This is a genomic window from Providencia sp. 6390 (genome assembly GCF_058148425.1).
In genome coordinates this window covers 107930-125969 of record NZ_JBYVYL010000010.1, presented here as the reverse complement: position 1 = coordinate 125969, position 18040 = coordinate 107930, and the positions used below count along the sequence as shown (strand labels likewise).

General features: G+C 43.4%; 15 protein-coding genes. 10 read left to right on the top strand and 5 right to left on the bottom strand.

Features of this window, described 5'->3' with window-relative positions; genetic code table 11:
* Positions 1 to 316 precede the first annotated feature (316 nt).
* The 6 genes from gmk to AC3Z9T_RS18535 all read left to right on the top strand — a co-directional run bounded on the left by gmk (position 317) and on the right by AC3Z9T_RS18535 (position 6899).
* Positions 317 to 940 carry a guanylate kinase gene (gene gmk, locus AC3Z9T_RS18560; protein WP_490127575.1) on the top strand — a complete coding sequence of 208 codons (624 nt, stop codon included), beginning with the start codon at positions 317 to 319 and terminating at the stop codon, positions 938 to 940.
* Between the two features lie 57 nt (positions 941 to 997).
* Positions 998 to 1273: a DNA-directed RNA polymerase subunit omega gene (gene rpoZ, locus AC3Z9T_RS18555; protein ID WP_070929422.1), complete on the top strand. Its 276-nt coding sequence runs from the start codon at positions 998 to 1000 to the stop codon at positions 1271 to 1273.
* Between the two features lie 19 nt (positions 1274 to 1292).
* On the top strand, positions 1293 to 3410 hold the full coding sequence (spoT, locus tag AC3Z9T_RS18550) for a bifunctional GTP diphosphokinase/guanosine-3',5'-bis pyrophosphate 3'-pyrophosphohydrolase (protein ID WP_490127574.1): 2118 nt from the start codon (positions 1293 to 1295) through the stop codon (positions 3408 to 3410).
* Positions 3411 to 3428: 18 nt separating this feature from the next.
* Entirely contained in the window at positions 3429 to 4148 is a 720-nt protein-coding gene (gene trmH / locus AC3Z9T_RS18545; RefSeq protein WP_490127573.1) for a tRNA (guanosine(18)-2'-O)-methyltransferase TrmH, read from the top strand.
* Between the two features lie 53 nt (positions 4149 to 4201).
* Complete coding sequence (gene recG, locus AC3Z9T_RS18540) at positions 4202 to 6283, top strand: ATP-dependent DNA helicase RecG (RefSeq protein ID WP_490127572.1); 2082 nt, start codon at positions 4202 to 4204, stop codon at positions 6281 to 6283.
* A gap of 67 nt (positions 6284 to 6350) precedes the next feature.
* Positions 6351 to 6899: an NADPH-dependent FMN reductase gene (locus AC3Z9T_RS18535; RefSeq protein ID WP_490127571.1), complete on the top strand. Its 549-nt coding sequence runs from the start codon at positions 6351 to 6353 to the stop codon at positions 6897 to 6899.
* Between the two features lie 83 nt (positions 6900 to 6982).
* On the opposite strand, the gene gltS is transcribed toward AC3Z9T_RS18535, so the two are convergent.
* Positions 6983 to 8197, bottom strand: a complete 1215-nt coding sequence (gene gltS, locus AC3Z9T_RS18530; protein WP_490127570.1) for a sodium/glutamate symporter — start codon at positions 8195 to 8197, stop codon at positions 6983 to 6985.
* A 244-nt stretch (positions 8198 to 8441) separates the two neighbouring features.
* On the opposite strand from gltS, the gene AC3Z9T_RS18525 reads away from it, so the two are divergent.
* Together AC3Z9T_RS18525 and AC3Z9T_RS18520 are read left to right on the top strand one after the other, a co-directional pair.
* The gene (locus AC3Z9T_RS18525) at positions 8442 to 9824 is read left to right on the top strand and encodes a uracil-xanthine permease family protein (RefSeq protein WP_490127569.1); all 1383 of its coding nucleotides are present in this window, start codon (positions 8442 to 8444) and stop codon (positions 9822 to 9824) included.
* Between the two features lie 86 nt (positions 9825 to 9910).
* Positions 9911 to 11686, top strand: a complete 1776-nt coding sequence (locus AC3Z9T_RS18520; protein ID WP_490127568.1) for an AsmA family protein — start codon at positions 9911 to 9913, stop codon at positions 11684 to 11686.
* Positions 11687 to 11902: 216 nt separating this feature from the next.
* On the opposite strand, the gene fabY is transcribed toward AC3Z9T_RS18520, so the two are convergent.
* The 4 genes from fabY to AC3Z9T_RS18500 form a co-directional block, all read right to left on the bottom strand.
* Entirely contained in the window at positions 11903 to 12826 is a 924-nt protein-coding gene (gene fabY, locus AC3Z9T_RS18515) for a fatty acid biosynthesis protein FabY (protein WP_490127567.1), read from the bottom strand.
* A 22-nt stretch (positions 12827 to 12848) separates the two neighbouring features.
* Positions 12849 to 13286, bottom strand: a complete 438-nt coding sequence (gene dtd, locus AC3Z9T_RS18510; protein WP_490127566.1) for a D-aminoacyl-tRNA deacylase — start codon at positions 13284 to 13286, stop codon at positions 12849 to 12851.
* 60 nt (positions 13287 to 13346) lie between these two features.
* Positions 13347 to 13961: a glucose-1-phosphatase gene (gene yihX, locus AC3Z9T_RS18505; protein WP_490127565.1), complete on the bottom strand. Its 615-nt coding sequence runs from the start codon at positions 13959 to 13961 to the stop codon at positions 13347 to 13349.
* A gap of 99 nt (positions 13962 to 14060) precedes the next feature.
* Positions 14061 to 14963, bottom strand: a complete 903-nt coding sequence (locus AC3Z9T_RS18500) for a LysR family transcriptional regulator (protein WP_490127564.1) — start codon at positions 14961 to 14963, stop codon at positions 14061 to 14063.
* A gap of 267 nt (positions 14964 to 15230) precedes the next feature.
* Between AC3Z9T_RS18500 and AC3Z9T_RS18495 the strand changes: the two genes are divergently transcribed.
* Positions 15231 to 16553 (top strand): M20 family metallo-hydrolase, encoded by a 1323-nt coding sequence (locus AC3Z9T_RS18495; RefSeq protein ID WP_490127563.1) that lies wholly within the window; start codon positions 15231 to 15233, stop codon positions 16551 to 16553.
* Entirely contained in the window at positions 16550 to 17998 is a 1449-nt protein-coding gene (locus tag AC3Z9T_RS18490; protein WP_490127562.1) for a M20 family metallopeptidase, read from the top strand. The genes AC3Z9T_RS18495 and AC3Z9T_RS18490 overlap by 4 nt, the downstream gene beginning before the upstream one ends.
* Positions 17999 to 18040: the final 42 nt, after the last annotated feature.

Below are 18040 nucleotides of genomic sequence, written 5' to 3'. Positions count from 1 at the left end.
CGCTTCGCAAAAGGAATGTATTTTGTGAAAAATACAAAATATTTTCTGGAACAGCTTCGCAAATCATCTATTTATTAAATTAATTGCGCTATATACTCTAGATAATTCAAGGACAACAAAGTAATAATCAGTACGCCATTAAATGCTAGAGTTTCATCCAAGTATATTTACTCATGGTATGAATTAATGAATAGCAAGTGAATGGCACTTGAATGATAACAACCGAGAACGCTGCATATTGGTGTCAGTCCGTGTATACTATGCAAGGTTTATCACCTTCATTTATATTTAACTCTCGAGCATTCAAGAAATCATCATGATACAAGGCACTTTATATATTGTTTCTGCGCCAAGCGGTGCAGGTAAATCTAGTCTCATTCAGGCGCTGTTGAAAACACAACCGTTGTATGACACCCAAGTTTCTGTTTCTCATACAACAAGGGCTGCGCGTCCTGGTGAAGTGCATGGTGAGCATTATTTCTTTGTGTCTGAAACTGACTTTTTAGCCATGGTCGAGAGAAATGAGTTCTTAGAACATGCCTGCGTTTTCGGTAATTACTATGGAACTTCACGACCAATTATTGAAGAAGTACTTAAAAGCGGCGTCGATGTTTTTTTAGATATTGACTGGCAAGGCGCACAGCAAATCCGTGCAGCGATGCCTGAAGCACGTAGTATTTTTATACTACCACCATCAAAAGATGAGCTTTACCGACGTTTGCGCGGTCGTGGCCAAGATAGTGATGAAGTTATTGAAAAGCGTATGTCACAAGCAGTTGGTGAAATCGAACATTATAATGAGTATGACTATCTTATTGTGAATGACGATTTCAACACCGCATTAAGTGATTTGCAATCCATCATCCGTACTGAGCGCCTAAGGTTAGGTCGTCAAGTTCAACGGCATGATGCTTTAATCAGCAAATTACTGGCAGACTGAGAATAGTTTCAGTATCATATCAGGTCATTTTTTTATTTCTTTTGGAGTAGCACACTTATGGCACGCGTAACTGTTCAAGACGCAGTAGAAAAAATTGGTAACCGCTTTGACCTCGTACTGGTCGCGGCTCGCAGAGCTCGTCAGTTACAAGCAGGTGGTAAAGATCCTTTAGTTCCTGAAGAAAACGATAAATTCACTGTTATCGCGCTGCGCGAAATAGAAGAAGGTTTAATCAACGGTCACATACTGGATGTACGTGAGCGTCAAGAACAGCAAGAGCAAGAAGCGGCTGAAATGCAAGCAGTTTCTGCTATCGCTGAAGGTCGTCGCTAATTACTAAGGTGGGTCTGCCTTGTATCTGTTTGAGAGCCTAAATCAAGTAATTCAGAAGTATCTTCCGAAGGAACAGATTGAATTACTGAAAAAAGCCTATGTTGTTGCACGGGATGCCCATGAAGGGCAAACCCGTTCGAGTGGTGAGCCCTATATTACTCACCCAGTTGCTGTAGCTTGTATTCTTGCTCAAATGCGTTTGGATCATGAAACACTTATGGCGGCGCTACTTCATGATGTGATTGAAGATACTCCAGCGACATTTCAGGACATAGAAGAGCTATTTGGCACGACTGTTGCTGGCCTTGTTGAGGGCGTATCTAAATTAGATAAACTCAACTTCCGCGACAAGAAAGAAGCTCAAGCAGAAAACTTCCGCAAAATGATCATGGCGATGGTGAAAGACATCCGCGTCATTTTGATAAAACTGGCAGACCGCACTCATAATATGCGGACGCTTGGCTCATTACGGCCAGATAAGCGTCGACGTATTGCGAGAGAAACGTTAGAAATTTATAGCCCTCTGGCACATCGGTTAGGTATCCATCACATCAAAACAGAGCTTGAAGAGCTTGGTTTTGAAGCGTTATATCCAAACCGCTATCGTGTTATCAAAGAAGTGGTTAAGGCTGCTCGTGGCAACCGTAAAGAGATGATCCAAAAAATTCTCTCTGAAATAGACGGACGCTTGACTGAGGCTGGCGTGCCATGTCGAGTCAGTGGTCGCGAAAAACACCTTTATTCCATTTATCGCAAAATGCACCTTAAAGAGCAGCGTTTCCATTCTATTATGGATATTTATGCCTTCAGGGTGATCGTCAAAGATGTTGATACTTGCTATCGAGTGTTAGGGCAGATGCATAATCTGTACAAACCTCGTCCTGGCCGTATCAAAGATTATATTGCTATCCCTAAAGCTAACGGCTATCAATCATTACATACCTCATTAATTGGCCCTCATGGTGTTCCTGTCGAGGTGCAAATCCGCACTGAAGATATGGATCAGATGGCCGAAATGGGGGTTGCTGCACACTGGGCGTACAAAGAACAGGGTGAACAAGGCACAACTGCGCAAGTTCGAGCGCAACGCTGGATGCAGAGTTTACTTGAATTACAGCAAAGTGCCGGTAGCTCTTTCGAATTTATCGAAAGTGTTAAATCTGATCTGTTCCCTGATGAAATTTATGTATTCACACCTGAAGGCCGGATCGTTGAGCTACCAACAGGCGCGACACCTGTAGACTTTGCCTATGCAGTTCATACTGATATTGGTCACGCTTGTGTCGGAGCTCGGGTTGATCGCCAACCTTACCCACTCTCTCAATCGCTAACCAGTGGCCAGACTGTTGAAATTATTACAGCGCCTGGCGCAAGGCCAAACGCTGCTTGGCTGAACTTTGTGGTCAGCTCAAAAGCGCGCGCGAAAATCCGCCAGCTGTTAAAAAATCTTAAACGTGAAGACTCTATCAACTTAGGTCGCCGTTTATTAAATCATGCACTTGGTGCAGGTAATAAGCTAAGTGATGTGCCTCAAGCGAATATTGACCTTGAGTTAGCACGCATGAAACTGAATTCAATTGATGACCTACTCGCAGAAATCGGTTTAGGTAATGCAATGAGTGTCGTCGTTGCTCGTAACTTACAAAGCAACCCACAAGTGACACCAGAAGATGAGCCAGCAGTTACTGCTCGTAATAAGTTGTCAATCAAAGGAGCTGACGGCGTTCTGATCACTTTTGCCAAGTGCTGCCGCCCTATCCCTGGTGACCCTATTATCGCTCATATCAGCCCAGGTAAAGGCTTAGTGATCCACCATGAATCTTGCCGTAATATTCGAGGCTATCAAAAAGAACCTGATAAGTTTATGGCGGTAGAATGGGATACAGACACCGATACTGATTTTATTGCTGAAATCAAAGTCGATATGATCAACCATCAAGGCGCTCTGGCAAACTTAACCGCAGCCATCAATGATGCTAACTCCAGCATTCAAAGCATGAATACTGAAGAGAAAGATGGTCGTGTTTACTGTGCCTTTATCCGTTTAACAACGAAAAACCGTGTTCAATTGGCAAACGTAATGCGTAAAATCCGCATCATGCCTGACGTGTTACGTGTTAGCCGAAACCGTAATTAAAGATACCCGTAATTAACTATGAATGAACGCCGCTATCGCCGCATTTGCCAAATGATGGCGATGCGGCAGCCAGATCTCACCATCTGCCTTGAAGAAATCCATAAACCCCATAACGTTTCTGCTATCGTCCGCAGCGCAGATGCCGTTGGTATCCATCAAATTCATGCTATTTGGCCCGATCAACAGGTTAAGCTCTCTGTATCTTCCGCCGCTGGCAGCAATAGTTGGGTAAAAGTGATCCCACACCTGTCGACAGAAGCGGCAATTTCACAAATAAAATCACAAGGTATGCAGGTTCTGGTCACCAATCTATCAGAACAGGCTGTTGATTTTCGTGAAATTGATTATACACGCCCAACCTGTATTATGATGGGGCAAGAGAAAAAAGGGATATCGACCAAAGCACTCGAGCTAGCTGATCAGCATATTATCATCCCAATGGTTGGAATGGTGCAATCACTCAACGTTTCTGTAGCATCTGCATTGATCCTCTATGAAGCCCAGCGCCAACGTCAATTGGCCGGTATGTACGATAGAGATGCAAGTTTACTATCAGCCCAAGAGCAACAAGAATGGCTATTTGAAGGTGGTTACCCTGTACTTGCAGAAGTGGCTAGGCGCAAAGGCCTACCTCGACCTCATATTAATCAGCAAGGGCAAATCGAAGCTGAAGAGTCTTGGTGGGTACAAATGCAACTAACCGAAAAAATGAAAAAACAGCAGTTATACTCTAAATAATTCGAGAAATGCTGCAACTTGACGTATGGCGGGTATAGGTTAAAGGAGAACCAATGAATAGTGGGTTGCTTGATACAATTTCACTGACCACTCTACATGGTGTGGGTGCCAGCCAATCCGAAAAATTAAGCAAAATTGGCCTCAATACCGTTCAAGATTTATTGCTACATCTCCCTTTGCGTTACGAAGATCATACTCGCCTCTACCAAATACGCGATCTGCTACCAGGTACAACAGCGACCATTGTGGGCGAAGTGCTACAAACCAAGGTGGTATTTGGTCGTAAGCGTATGATGACTTGCTTAATTACTGATGGTACGGGCAATTTAACACTGCGTTTTTTCAACTTTTCAGCTGCGATGAAAAATAGCCTTGCTGAAGGGCGTCACGTTATTGCTTATGGTGAGGTCCGCCGAGGTAATACAGGGCCTGAAATTATTCACCCTGAATATAAAGTATCCCAAGACACCAGCAATATTTCGCTGCAAGAGAACCTCACGCCTGTTTATCCGACCACAGAAGGGGTTAGGCAAGCAACACTGCGAAAGTTGATTGAGCAGGCTTTAGTGCTGCTAGAAAGCGGGCAAATCAAAGAATTATTACCCGAAGAACTTAGTCGTGGCTTAATTAGCCTTCCTGATGCGATCCGCCTATTACACACGCCACCTGCTAACGTCGCTTTGAGTGAATTAGAAAAAGGGCAACATCCAGCCCAAAAACGGTTGATATTGGAAGAGCTGCTTGCTCATCATTTAAGTATGTTAGCCATTCGGGCTGGTAACCAACGGTTGTACGCCCAACCGATGACCAGCACTGGGCAATTAAAACCACAGTTTTTATCACAATTACCTTTTTCGCCGACCAATGCACAGATCCGAGTTGTTGCTGAAATAGAGCAAGATCTGGCTAAAGATGTGCCGATGATGCGTTTAATTCAAGGTGATGTAGGCTCAGGTAAGACCCTTGTCGCAGCCCTTGCCGCGCTATCTACAATTGAAAACGGCAAACAAGTCGCCTTAATGGCACCAACAGAGATCCTAGCGGAGCAACACGCTAACAATTTCAAACTATGGTTTGAACCGTTAGGCATCAAGGTCGGTTGGCTTGCAGGAAAACAAAAAGGTAAGGCTCGCCAGCAGCAGCAAGATGCTATTGCCAATGGTGAAGTCAGTATGGTGATTGGCACCCATGCCCTGTTCCAAGAACACGTTGTTTTCCAAGCTCTAGGGTTAGTGATCATTGATGAACAGCACCGCTTCGGCGTACATCAACGGCTTGCCTTACGTGAAAAAGGTGAGCAGCAAGGGTTTCATCCACATCAGTTGATCATGACAGCAACCCCTATTCCACGCACATTGGCGATGACGGCCTATGCGGATATGGACACTTCAGTCATCGATGAATTACCTCCGGGTAGGACGCCAGTTACCACTGTTGCCATTCCAGATACACGACGTAACGATATTATTGAACGTGTTAGGCAAGCTTGTATTGATGAAGGCCGGCAAGCTTACTGGGTGTGTACTCTGATTGATGATTCAGAAGTACTTGAAGCACAAGCGGCCCAAGTAACCAGTGAAGAACTTGCCCTTGCCCTCCCTGAATTAAAAGTTGGTTTAGTGCACGGTCGAATGAAGCCGACTGAAAAACAAAGCATTATGGCTGCATTTAAAAATAATGAAATTCAGCTACTGGTTGCAACGACTGTTATCGAAGTTGGTGTTGATGTTCCTAACGCAAGTTTAATGATTATTGATAACCCTGAACGCTTAGGACTCGCTCAATTACACCAATTAAGGGGTCGAGTAGGCCGAGGTGCCATTGCTTCTCACTGTGTACTGCTTTATAAAACGCCATTAACGCATACCGCCAAACAACGTTTGCAGGTACTACGCGACAGTAACGATGGTTTTGTGATCGCCCAGAAGGATCTGGAAATTAGAGGGCCGGGGGAATTATTAGGCACTCGTCAGACAGGCAATGCTGAATTTAAAGTGGCTGATTTACTGCGAGATCAACACATGTTGCCAGAAGTGCAACGCGTTGCTCGACACATTCAACAGCACTACCCTGAAAATGCCAAACTACTGATTGAACGGTGGTTACCTGAACGAGAGCAATACAGCCAAGCTTAAAATCCATATATGCCTAAGGGCTGTTTATCAGAAATGACAGGCCATAACAAACAGGATAGCGGAACAAATGAAGATCCAAATCTTAATTGGTAGTGTCCGACAGGCACGAATAGGCCCTCAGATAGCACGTTGGGTTAAGGATGTTGCTGAGAAAAATTACCCTACTGAAATCATTGATCTCAAAGATTGGCATTTACCGATGGATGATGAGCCGTATCTCCCCGCAGAAGGAATATATACCCAAGAACATACCATTGCTTGGAGCAAAAAGATCTCGGAGGCTGATGCTTATATTTTTGTTTTCCCACAATATAATTGGGGATATCCAGCCGCATTAAAAAATGCAATCGATCATTTGTATAAAGAGTGGAACAACAAACCTGTCTTATTGGTCAGCTATGCCAATAGAGGCGGAGGAAAAGCGGCAGAGCAATTGCAACAAGTTTTACAAGGGATCCATATGCGTCTTACCGATACTCATGTAGAAATTAAGCTATCCGAAGTTGATTTTTCCCCTTCCGACAGTGATACCGCCTACCCTGATTCGCTATGCAATTATGCAGATGGGTTGATTTCAGCATTAAATCAGATGAGCTTGTTGCACAAATCAGTTTAACGTCACAAATACGTTCCCTATAAACGAAAATTGCCGTGAATAATTTCACGGCAATACCTGCTATTGATCTAATTTATAATAAGTTATCCAACCACCGAAGGGAATACAGGCAGCATCAGATACAGTTTGATCACAATAGCATTGACGATATCAATAAAGAATGCGCCAACCATTGGTACAACCAAGAATGCAAGGTGTGATGGACCAAATCTATCTGTCACTGCCTGCATGTTTGCAATCGCCGTGGGTGTTGCACCTAGACCGAAACCACAGTGCCCTGCTGCCAGTATTGCTGCATCATAGTTTTTGCCCATCACTCGGAAAGTAACAAAAATTGCATAACCAGCCATAACACAAGCTTGAACAGCTAAAATGATCAACATTGGAATAGCCAGTGATGCCAGTTCCCACAGTTTCAAACTCATCAGTGCCATCGCAAGAAACAATGACAGGCTAACGTTACCTAAAACAGAAACTGCACGGTCAAATACACGATAGAAACCCGCTATGGATAGGCTGTTACTTAAGATAACACCGACAAACAGCACACAAACAAATTTAGGCAGTGCAAACGCCGTATCAGCTAGCAGTGCTGCAATGTAACTACCCGCCATTAAGCAAATCGCAATCATCGCGATGGTCTCAATCAATACCATTGATGTGATCATACGACCTGATTGTGGCTTTTCAAATGCTGTTGGTACATCTTTATCATCATCCGCAGTACCCGGTGTTGGGATATTACGGATCAGAAAACGTGCAACAGGGCCGCCGATTAAACCACCGAGAACCAACCCAAACGTTGCACACGCCATGGCAACTTCTGTGGCACTTTGAAAACCGTAGCTGTCTGTAAAAATCTTACCCCAAGCTGCACCCGTACCGTGCCCACCCGATAAGGTGATAGAACCAGCGAGAAGCCCCATAAGAGGATCAAGACCCAATAATTTGGCTAAAGCGATACCGACAGTGTTTTGCACTAGCAGTAACCCTACAACCACAAAAATAAAGATAAACAGTGCCTTACCACCGGCTTTCAAGCTGGCTAAGTTTGCGTTTAAACCAATTGTGGCAAAGAATGCCAACATCATTGGTTCTTGTAATGACAAGTCAAAAGACAGGCTCCAATCAAATACTTGTTTGATCACTAATAGACTAAAAGCGACCAATAATCCGCCTGCAACAGGCTCTGGGATAGTATATTTTTCGAGGAAAGGAACTGATTTTACAAGTTTACGTCCGAGCAATAGCACAAGCGTAGCCGCCACCAGCGTACCGTAGACATCGAGATGATACATTTACGTACCTCGTCTGTTGTTAATATTATTCAAATTTATTTAAAACCAATTGGACGTTAATTTCTTCCTTAAAACGCCAAAAGCAGGTACCCGAATTAGAAAAAAAATCGGAGATAAACACAAGTTAAAACATATAAAAATGTGAAGTTACTTATCCATATATAGATAAATATTTTTTGCGCAAACGATTGCTTTTTAAATTTGTCGCTTTACAATGCTTTTTTTGTTGGCTGAGAAATAACAAATGACCCCCGAAGCATCCGAAAAATCTGCTGCTGAAGTAGCGGCAAAAAGTGAACTCATTTATCGCTTAGAAGATAGGCCACCACTACCGCAAGCCCTGTTTGCTGCCGGTCAGCACCTTCTTGCTATGTTTGTCGCGGTGATTACCCCCGCCATGCTGATTTGCCAATCACTAGGGCTGCCGGCTCATGACACTCAACGCATTATTAGCATGTCATTGTTTGCTTCTGGTATTGCCTCTCTGATTCAAATTCGCGCTTGGGGACCTATCGGTTCGGGGCTCCTATCAATCCAAGGCACCAGTTTCAACTTTGTTGCACCTTTAATCATGGGGGGTGTTGCACTAAAACAAGGGGGCGCGGATATTCCATCAATGATGGCGGCGTTGTTTGGCACTTTGCTGGTTGCTGCACTGACGGAAGTGGTTCTCTCTCGCTTTTTGCATTTAGCGCGTCGTGTGATCACCCCATTGGTTTCAGGCGTAGTCGTGATGATCATCGGTCTATCACTGATCCAAGTAGGTTTAACCTCTATTGGTGGCGGTCATAGTGCCATTGCTGATAACACCTTTGGCTCCCCTGATTATTTGATCCTTGCGGGCATAGTGTTAGCCGTTATTATTTTACTCAACCGCCAGAAAAATCCTTACTTACGCGTTGCTTCCTTAGTGATTGCCATGGCAGTTGGCTATCTTGCGGCTTGGTGGATGGATATGCTACCTACCTCACAGCCAAGCGATGCAGAGCAATCCATGGTGACCATACCTGAGCCTTTCTATTATGGTCTATCTTTTGATTGGAACCTGCTAATACCGTTGATGTTGATTTTTATGGTCACTTCTTTAGAAACTATTGGTGATATCACGGCAACCTCCGATGTTTCTGAGCAACCTGTACGTGGCCCAATCTACATGAAACGTATTAAAGGTGGCGTATTAGCAAACGGTTTGAACTCTATGGTTTCTGCGGTGTTCAATACCTTCCCGAACTCCTGTTTTGGTCAAAACAATGGCGTTATTCAGCTCACTGGGGTGGCTAGCCGTTACGTGGGCTATATCGTTGCATTGATGTTAGTTTTACTTGGCTTGTTCCCTGCGGTAGCAGGTTTCGTGCAACAAATTCCTGAGCCTGTACTTGGCGGAGCAACGATTGTAATGTTTGGTACTATTGCTGCGTCTGGTGTGCGTATTGTCTCTCGCGAACCACTAAACCGTCGTGCGATTATGATTATTGCATTATCACTAGCTGTTGGTATGGGTGTTTCACAGCAGCCACTGATCCTACAATTTGCCCCTGACTGGCTGAAAACCCTATTTTCTTCAGGCATCGCAGCTGGTGGTTTAACCGCAATCGTTCTAAATTTGATTTTCCCTCACGAAAAATAATCCCTTGTTCGCCGCCAGAGTTGTATACACTGGCGGTTATTCTGTATGCTATCCCGATAACTTATAGAAGGAGAGGCAGATAAACTATGAGGTGGTTAACCAAGCTCATCACAACACTTATACTGCTATTATTATTAGTGATAATTATCACTTATGCAGGGTTGCAAACGCGCTGGGGCGCATCCTATGCCAGCCAATTTTTAAGTAAATTCACCAATTATGATATTGATGTTGGGATCATGGGTCATGAATTTTCCAATGCAGGTGAATTTATTTTTCAAGATGTCAAACTCACTTCGCGCAATCAAGATGTTGCATTAGATGCAAAACAAATCGTTGTCGAAGTCAATTGGCGTAATCTATTTAGTGGCACTGCAATTCGTCGCTTAGTGATCACGCAAGGCAATTTAATTGCCACAACCTCAGAGTCATCCGCATCCATTCCTTTAAGTGCCAATATTTTGCAATTTGAAAATAGCAGCATTCAATTGAATCAAGGTACTAACAAGATCCAAGTGTCTGGGTTTACAGGGGGGATCACACCATGGAACCCAAGCACTCAACATCCTTTTGGTTATGGTGATTTCCGATTTACAACCAAGCAATTAAATATCAACGATTTACCACTTAAGAATGTCGCCATCACTGGCAAACTACAAGAAAACTTCACTGAGTTTACTGATGCTAGCGGCTATTTAAATAATGGCTATATCAAAGGCTCAGGGAAAAAATTAGCCGATGGATCTATCACTGTTGATTCATTAGTAATGGATAAAGTGGGCTGGCAAAATAGCATCCCTTTTGCTTCATTACGTGAAGCAATTGATAGTGACCGTACTATTTCACTAAAAAAAGTCGCACTCACTAATGTTGATCTGCAAGGTAAGGATTGGGCAGCTTCTGGGCTCAATACTGAGATAAACCATATTGATTGGGTTAGAGGAAGTTGGAGTAGCCCTGAAAGCCACATCAACTTTAGCGTCAATCAATTGGTGATTAATGACCAACAACTCGATACCTTGATTGGCGATATCAATATTCAAGGTGATAACCTAAACATTGAAAAACTTTCAGGTTATTACTACAAAGGTGTATTTAACCTTAGCGGTTCATGGCAGCGTAACGATAGAACCTTAACCATCAATGACGGAAAACTCGCAGGTATTTTGTATACCTTGCCTGAAACATGGCTAAGCTTTTTCAGCCAGCCATCGCCTGAATGGTTATCAGGGTTAACGATTAAGCAGTTCACCCTATCCCAATCTTTATTAATGAATATCGATTCAAGCTTTCCATTTGAATTTACTGCACTTAGCGGCAATATCGAAAATGTGAGCCTAATTAAGCAAAAGCAATGGGGAGTTTGGAGCGGTAAAGCCTCATTTAATGCAGACAGTAGTACGATCAATCAAGTTATGGTGCGTCGGCCTTATATGGATTTACGCCAAAGTGGGCAGTCTTCTGCTGCCGCGTCATTAACAGCCAGTACCGATAGAGGGATAGTAAAATTAGGGTTATTAGTCAAGCAATCACCACAAAAAGTGCCTTTCTTACTACGAGCTTCGGGCACCAATGTCGACCTCTCTACATTGAATCAATGGGGCTGGCAAGGCTTCCCACCTCAAGTGATTGGTGATTTTGACACTACATTGCAAGGTGATCTATTAGCGCCATCGGTAACAAAAAGCCTTAATGGTGAGCTAGTCGCTATTCCACTACAAGGCAAACAAATGTATCGAACAGTCGTGAATGGGGTAGTCACATCGTCTGTTGAAAGTGATGCACCGCCAGTAGAGTCACAGCCGATACCTGAAAATCATTTACCTTCTAGTGAACAGATCCCCGCGCTGATCACCCAGTAAAAATACGGTAGGCCAGTGTGATCACTGGCCTGAGGTTGTTGACGAAGCGGGATAAAAGCGTGGTTTTCCCGCTCCGTGTTATCAGCCGAAAATCAATAAATTGATTTTCCTCCTTTATTTCAAAAACCTTAACGACCGCAGACAAACAAAATACGTTTGTCTGCGGTCTGAGGCCAGTGTGATCACTGGCCTGCTTTTTCTTTAAAGGCTATACCATTATATCGCTTTTATTGGGTTTTCGACCGGCAATACCATGTAGACACCGCTAAATACAGCACCTACCTCATTGTTTGCACCACTGACCATCACTTCTAGTTTGACCCTAGCCTTACTACCTCTCGCAAGGCGATCCAGATCACCGCTCATATGAGACATATCAGCCACTGCCGTTGGCCTACCGCTCACAGGCTTGCTATAACGGATGCTAGCGTCCACTAAAACAATATCACCACCTAATTGGTGCTCTTGCATTAATAGCCAGATCAGCCCCCAACCAGTTAGCGTAGCAATGGAGAACTGGCTACCTGCAAAAATTGTTTCATGAGGGTTTTGATTACCCGCCTCAGGCATCGTGGTAATAAATTTTTTACCGGTATATTGCTCAACACGTACTCCCATTTTTTCACTCAATGGTATGTATTTGTACCAAGCTTGTTGTAATTCACCACACCAATCTGGACGATGAAGAATTTGATCAAGAGTCTCGATCGGTTTGATCATTAAATAATGGCGAACAGGGGTTTTCAATTCCCCCGCGATCAGGCCACGACTTTCAAAACCAATTTTGTTAAAGAAAGGAACTGCTTCTTCACGAACGCTAGAAACGATTCGCTTAACGCTTTCTTGGCGTGCAATCGATTCTAGCGCCATTAAAATTAACTTACCTAGCCCTTTGCCTTGCATAACAGGGTTAACAGCTAGAAAACGAATAGCGCCTTCATTGTCGGCGTTAATGTATAAGCGACCAATCGCTAAGATACGATTTTTGTCATCAACCACCATTTGGTGGTGAGCCGTTAAGTCATAGCCGTCTTTTTCAGAACCAAAGGGCTGATTAAAAGGTTTACGTAACATCTCCCAGCGAAACTGGTAATAAGCGTCAAATTCAGCATCATCTTTAGGTGCACGCAGATGGTACATAGTCTCCCCCTTAATCATCAAATTAGACTTGTAACCAGAAAGTCACTGGACCGTCATTGGTTAGACTGACTTGCATATCTGCGGCAAATAGCCCAGTTTCAGTGATAACACCTTGTTGGCGGCTTTGCTCAACAAAGTATTGATACAGTTGATCGGCCCGTATAGGTTCAGCCCCCCCAGAAAAACTGGGTCTCATGCCCTTTTTGGTATCTGCCGCTAATGTAAATTGGGAGACAACAAGTAAACTGCCACCTGCCTGTTGAACATTCAGGTTCATTTTTCCCTGTTCATCACTAAAAATTCGATAGCCAAGTACTTTTTCACACAACCGTTTCGCTTTTTGTTCATCGTCATCTTTTTCAACGCCAAGTAGAACTAATAACCCAGAATTGATTTGACCAACAATTTGCTCATCGACAGCAACCGCTGCGTGAGTGACTCTCTGTATTAATGCGATCATGGTAGCTCTGTCAAAAAAATGGAGTAACGATTTATGTTACTCCACTGTGATACGGCTCAATTACTCGACTTCAGCACTGAAGTCGTAAGTACGGAAGTATTCAGGCACAGTGTCTTTATTTACAACGTGAACGCCTTTAATACCGAGTGCTTCTGCAGCTTGAATATTCGCTTCAACATCATCAAAGAATACGGCGTCAGCAGCATCAAACTCTTCGGATTCCAGAACATATTTATAAATTTCTGGATCAGGCTTACGCATGCCCAAATCTTGAGACAGATAAAGAAAATCAGAGGAAGCTGCAATTTCAGGGTAGTGCTCAGGCCAATAATCAAGATGCAAGCGATTGGTATTCGATAACACCACTACACGATGCCCTTGCTCACGCAGGCGTTCCATAATATCGATGACCTCAGGTCTTACTGACATAAAGATCGCGTGCCAGCCTTCAGCAAATTCTTCAAAACTGAGTGTAATATCGAGCTCTTCGCAAAGTAGCTCAGCAAATTCGATATCTGAAATCTTACCACACTCATGTTGTTGGAAGACATTCCCAAAAGTAAACCGTGATTTGATTTGTGCAGATGGCGTGCCACTTAGCTCAGACCATTTATCAAATACACGATTAAAGTCGATATCAATAATCACATTACCCATATCGAAAATATACAGCATACCGTTTCCTCGTTGTTATTAACTAAATTCACTTTAATCATTATTCATACAGCTGAACAGCCCTAATTGCAGATTATTGGTGGTTTTTTTTATTAATGGTCATGCATCGCGACAATATAAACGAAACAGCCTCGCCAAATGTTCCCCCGCGGGAGATAATGTATGATCGCGTCGTTGTACCAAGGCAAACGTGGCATAAGGTAACTTTTCTGTAAGGTTAAGTGCGACAAATTGCTGCTCAAACAATGGGTCATCAATGGTATCGACCGACACGATAGTCAAAAAATCACTCTGTGCGACCAAACTCATACAACCTATCAATGTTTCACAAGTCACGCTGAAGCTCATTGGCTTATCCATCATGGAAAACACATCAGATAGCTGTTTATAGTATGTTCCTTTAGGTGTTGGCATGGTCCAATCACAGTCAATAAGCTGCTCTAATGATGTCGCACTATTCATCGGATGATCTTTGCGCATAATCACCTTGTACTCTTTTTGCATCAACCGCTCGAAATTAAGCTCTGCATCCAAGCTACCGGGGTAATAGGTATTAACCGTAAAGTCTAATTCACCTTGGCGCAATTGAGGTAACATAGTTAATAGCTGTCCCTCCATAATACGGACTTTAATATTAGGGAAATCACGATGAAATTGAATAATGACCTTTGGCATTATTGAGCGTGCAATGCTTCCTGCTACACCAATATTAATTGTCCCACCCGATAAGCCGAGACGTTGTTGGATCTCTTCTTGGCCTACACGTAGCTCTTCAAGAATGATACTCGCGCGTCGTAAAAAGCTTTCACCACAATCCGTAAGATAAATCCCCTGATTGCTACGAATAAATAATTTTGCCCCTAATGATCCCTCTAGCTCCCGAATAGATTTGGTTAGTGCTGGCTGAGATAGATGTAAAAAACGACTTGCAGCCCTGATGCTGCCATGGCGGCTAACTTCAACAAATGCCTTTAATTGATTTAGTTTTATTGGCAGAGCCATGTTTGCTCCTGATAACTATTAGTTATATAGGCAAAGATAATTGTATCTTTTTCCGCCTATTTTGATTGTGTACAGTCAATAAACAATAGTAACAAATAATTAACACTCGTTTTTATTAAAGATTTTTTAATTATTAAAATAATGAAATACCAATAATTAAATTAATTTATAAACATTCAATAAAATTTAATTTTATTAACTGTAAATAGTATTGGGTATTTATACCTAATCACTCCTTTTTTCGTGATAACTAAAAAGAAACTTATTATGGTAAATAACTTAAACAACGCTATCGATGCCATCACACATCAATTACAAACTTGGCGACGTGATTTCCATCAATATGCAGAATCTGGTTGGTTTGAATTCCGCACTGCAACAATAGTTGCTGATGAACTCAATCGCTTGGGTTATCAATTACAACTGGGTAAAGAAGTGATCAATGCAAACGACCGCATGGGGCTACCACCAGCAGATCAATTGGCATTGCAAGAAAAACGCGCCATTGAACAAGGCGCCATCATTGAGTGGTTACCCCACTTTTCAGGTGGCTTCACAGGTATTGTTGCCACTTTAGAAACTGGAAAACCGGGGCCAACACTGGCATTTCGCGTTGATATGGATGCATTAGACCTCAATGAAGAGCTGACCGCTCAACATCGCCCTCATGCAGAAGGTTTTTCATCTTGTAATTCACACATGATGCACGCTTGCGGCCATGATGGACATACTGCCATTGGCCTCGGATTAGCGCATATTTTGAAACAGTATCAATCCCAACTCTCCGGCCGTATCAAAATTATTTTCCAACCCGCTGAAGAAGGCACCCGTGGTGCTAAATCCATGACAACTGCGGGCGTTGTCGATGATGTCGATTTCTTTGTAGCAATACATATTGGTACAGGTGTTCCTCAAGGAGAATTGGTGTGTGGTAGTAAAAGCTTTCTTGCAACCAGTAAGTTTGATGTCACCTACCATGGCACAGCTGCGCATTCAGGCGCAAAACCTGAAGATGGTAAAAATGCATTGATCGCCGCAGCGCAGGCAACGCTTGGATTATATGGTATCCCCCGTCATAGTGAAGGCAGCTCACGTATTAACGTCGGCGTCCTCAATGCAGGTATTGGCCGCAATGTGATCGCTGCTCAAGCATTAATGAAAGTGGAAACGCGAGGCGAAACCAATGAAATTAACGAGTTTATGTACCAAAAAGCGCTTAATATCATCGAAGGTGCTGCCAAAATGCAAGATGTTGAATTTAATATCAAACTAATGGGTGCGGCACAAAGTAGTCACCCAAGCCCACAATGGGTCGATTTTATCGCTCAACTCGCCGAAAACAGCATCCCTGAATTGACCTCTGTGGTTCACGACCGCCCTCAAGCTGCCGGCTCTGAAGATGCCACCTATTTTATGGAACGCGTAAAAGCACGCGGCGGGCAAGCAACTTATATGATTTTTGGTACAGAGCTCAGTGCAGGGCATCACAACGAACGATTTGATTTTGATGAAAACGTTTTGGCTATAGCAGTAAAGACATTAGCAACCATTGCGCTTTCATTACCTGAATTCGGAGGTAAAAAGTCATGAGTAACGCATTCGTATCCTTTATTGATCACTATATCGAGCAACACCAATCACGTTTTACTGAGCTAAGTGATGCCATTTGGGATCACCCAGAAACACGCTTTGAAGAAACTTATTCGGCTGAATTACTGGCAAATGCGCTCGAACAAGAAGGCTTTCATGTTGAAAGAGGTGTCGGCAATATTGAAACCGCTTTTATTGCCAGTTTTGGCTCAGGCACTCCTATCATTGCACTACTTGGCGAATATGATGCACTCGCAGGATTAAGTCAGCACTCGGCATGTAATGAACCCAATCCAGTGATTGAAAATGGTAATGGTCATGGTTGTGGACATAATTTATTAGGCACCGCAGCGCTTGCGGCAGCTTTTGCAGCCAAAGCTTGGCTAAAAGCGAACCCACAATCAGGTACCGTGCGTTTTTATGGCTGCCCAGGGGAAGAAGGCGGTTCAGGAAAAACCTTCATGGTACGCGAGGGATTATTTGATGACGTTGACGCCGCAGTCACATGGCACCCCGAGTCATTCAGCGGCGTTTTCAATGTGCAGTCCCTAGCTAACATCCAAACCGCATTCCGTTTCAAAGGTATTGCAGCTCATGCTGCTAACTCACCACATTTAGGTCGAAGCGCCCTTGATGCTGTCAGTTTGATGAATGTGGGCGTCCAATTCTTACGTGAACATATTATTCAAGAAGCACGTATTCACTATGCCGTAACCAATACGGGTGGGGCTTCACCAAATGTCGTTCAAGCCGACGCTGAAGTTCTCTATTTAGTTCGTGCTCCGCAACTCGATCAAGCACAAGATATCTATCAACGCGTGATTGATATCGCCAAAGGCGCAGCGCTAATGACAGGCACGAAACTGGACATCCGTCTTGATAAAGCCTGCTCAAATTATGTGCCTAATCGTACGATGGAAAAAGCCATGTACCAGCACATTATGGATTATGGTATTCCTCACTATAGTCAACAAGAACAACAGTTTGCTGAAAAAATTCATGCAACACTCACCAAAGACGATCTACGGAACGCTAAATTAAATGCAGCACGTAGCGGGGGAGAACAAGGTGTGATTTGGGGCGAGCAGCAAGCTAACAAGGCACTTACCGATACAGTATTGCCTTATGTTGAATCCAAAGAGCTGATGTATGGCTCAACAGACGTTGGCGATGTGAGCTGGGTAACGCCAACAGCACAATGTTTTAGCCCTTGTTTTGCGTTTGGCACGCCATTGCATACATGGCAGTTAGTCGCTCAAGGAAGAACCTCTATCGCTCATAAAGGAATGCTATTGGCAGGGAAAATTATGTCTGCCACCGCAGTTGAGTTATTAACCACCCCAACTTTACTGGCTGAAGCAAAAAAAGAATTTCAACATCAACGTGAACAGCAACCTTATCAGTGCCCTATCCCACCCGATATAAAACCTTCAAAATTGCAGTAATACTGCGCTGGCGGATCAACTACAATCACAACCGCCAGCCAT

What these genes read in the sequence shown, in the direction of transcription:
- AC3Z9T_RS18520 (WP_490127568.1), top strand. Translation starts at nt 9,911, where the DNA reads ATGAGGTGGTTAACCAAGCTCATCACAACACTTATACTGCTATTATTA.
- recG (WP_490127572.1), top strand. Translation starts at nt 4,202, where the DNA reads ATGAATAGTGGGTTGCTTGATACAATTTCACTGACCACTCTACATGGT.
- rpoZ (WP_070929422.1), top strand. Translation starts at nt 998, where the DNA reads ATGGCACGCGTAACTGTTCAAGACGCAGTAGAAAAAATTGGTAACCGC.
- AC3Z9T_RS18495 (WP_490127563.1), top strand. Translation starts at nt 15,231, where the DNA reads ATGGTAAATAACTTAAACAACGCTATCGATGCCATCACACATCAATTA.
- AC3Z9T_RS18535 (WP_490127571.1), top strand. Translation starts at nt 6,351, where the DNA reads ATGAAGATCCAAATCTTAATTGGTAGTGTCCGACAGGCACGAATAGGC.
- fabY (WP_490127567.1), bottom strand. Translation starts at nt 12,826, where the DNA reads ATGTACCATCTGCGTGCACCTAAAGATGATGCTGAATTTGACGCTTAT.
- AC3Z9T_RS18525 (WP_490127569.1), top strand. Translation starts at nt 8,442, where the DNA reads ATGACCCCCGAAGCATCCGAAAAATCTGCTGCTGAAGTAGCGGCAAAA.
- gltS (WP_490127570.1), bottom strand. Translation starts at nt 8,197, where the DNA reads ATGTATCATCTCGATGTCTACGGTACGCTGGTGGCGGCTACGCTTGTG.
- trmH (WP_490127573.1), top strand. Translation starts at nt 3,429, where the DNA reads ATGAATGAACGCCGCTATCGCCGCATTTGCCAAATGATGGCGATGCGG.
- AC3Z9T_RS18500 (WP_490127564.1), bottom strand. Translation starts at nt 14,963, where the DNA reads ATGGCTCTGCCAATAAAACTAAATCAATTAAAGGCATTTGTTGAAGTT.
- yihX (WP_490127565.1), bottom strand. Translation starts at nt 13,961, where the DNA reads ATGCTGTATATTTTCGATATGGGTAATGTGATTATTGATATCGACTTT.
- AC3Z9T_RS18490 (WP_490127562.1), top strand. Translation starts at nt 16,550, where the DNA reads ATGAGTAACGCATTCGTATCCTTTATTGATCACTATATCGAGCAACAC.
- gmk (WP_490127575.1), top strand. Translation starts at nt 317, where the DNA reads ATGATACAAGGCACTTTATATATTGTTTCTGCGCCAAGCGGTGCAGGT.
- dtd (WP_490127566.1), bottom strand. Translation starts at nt 13,286, where the DNA reads ATGATCGCATTAATACAGAGAGTCACTCACGCAGCGGTTGCTGTCGAT.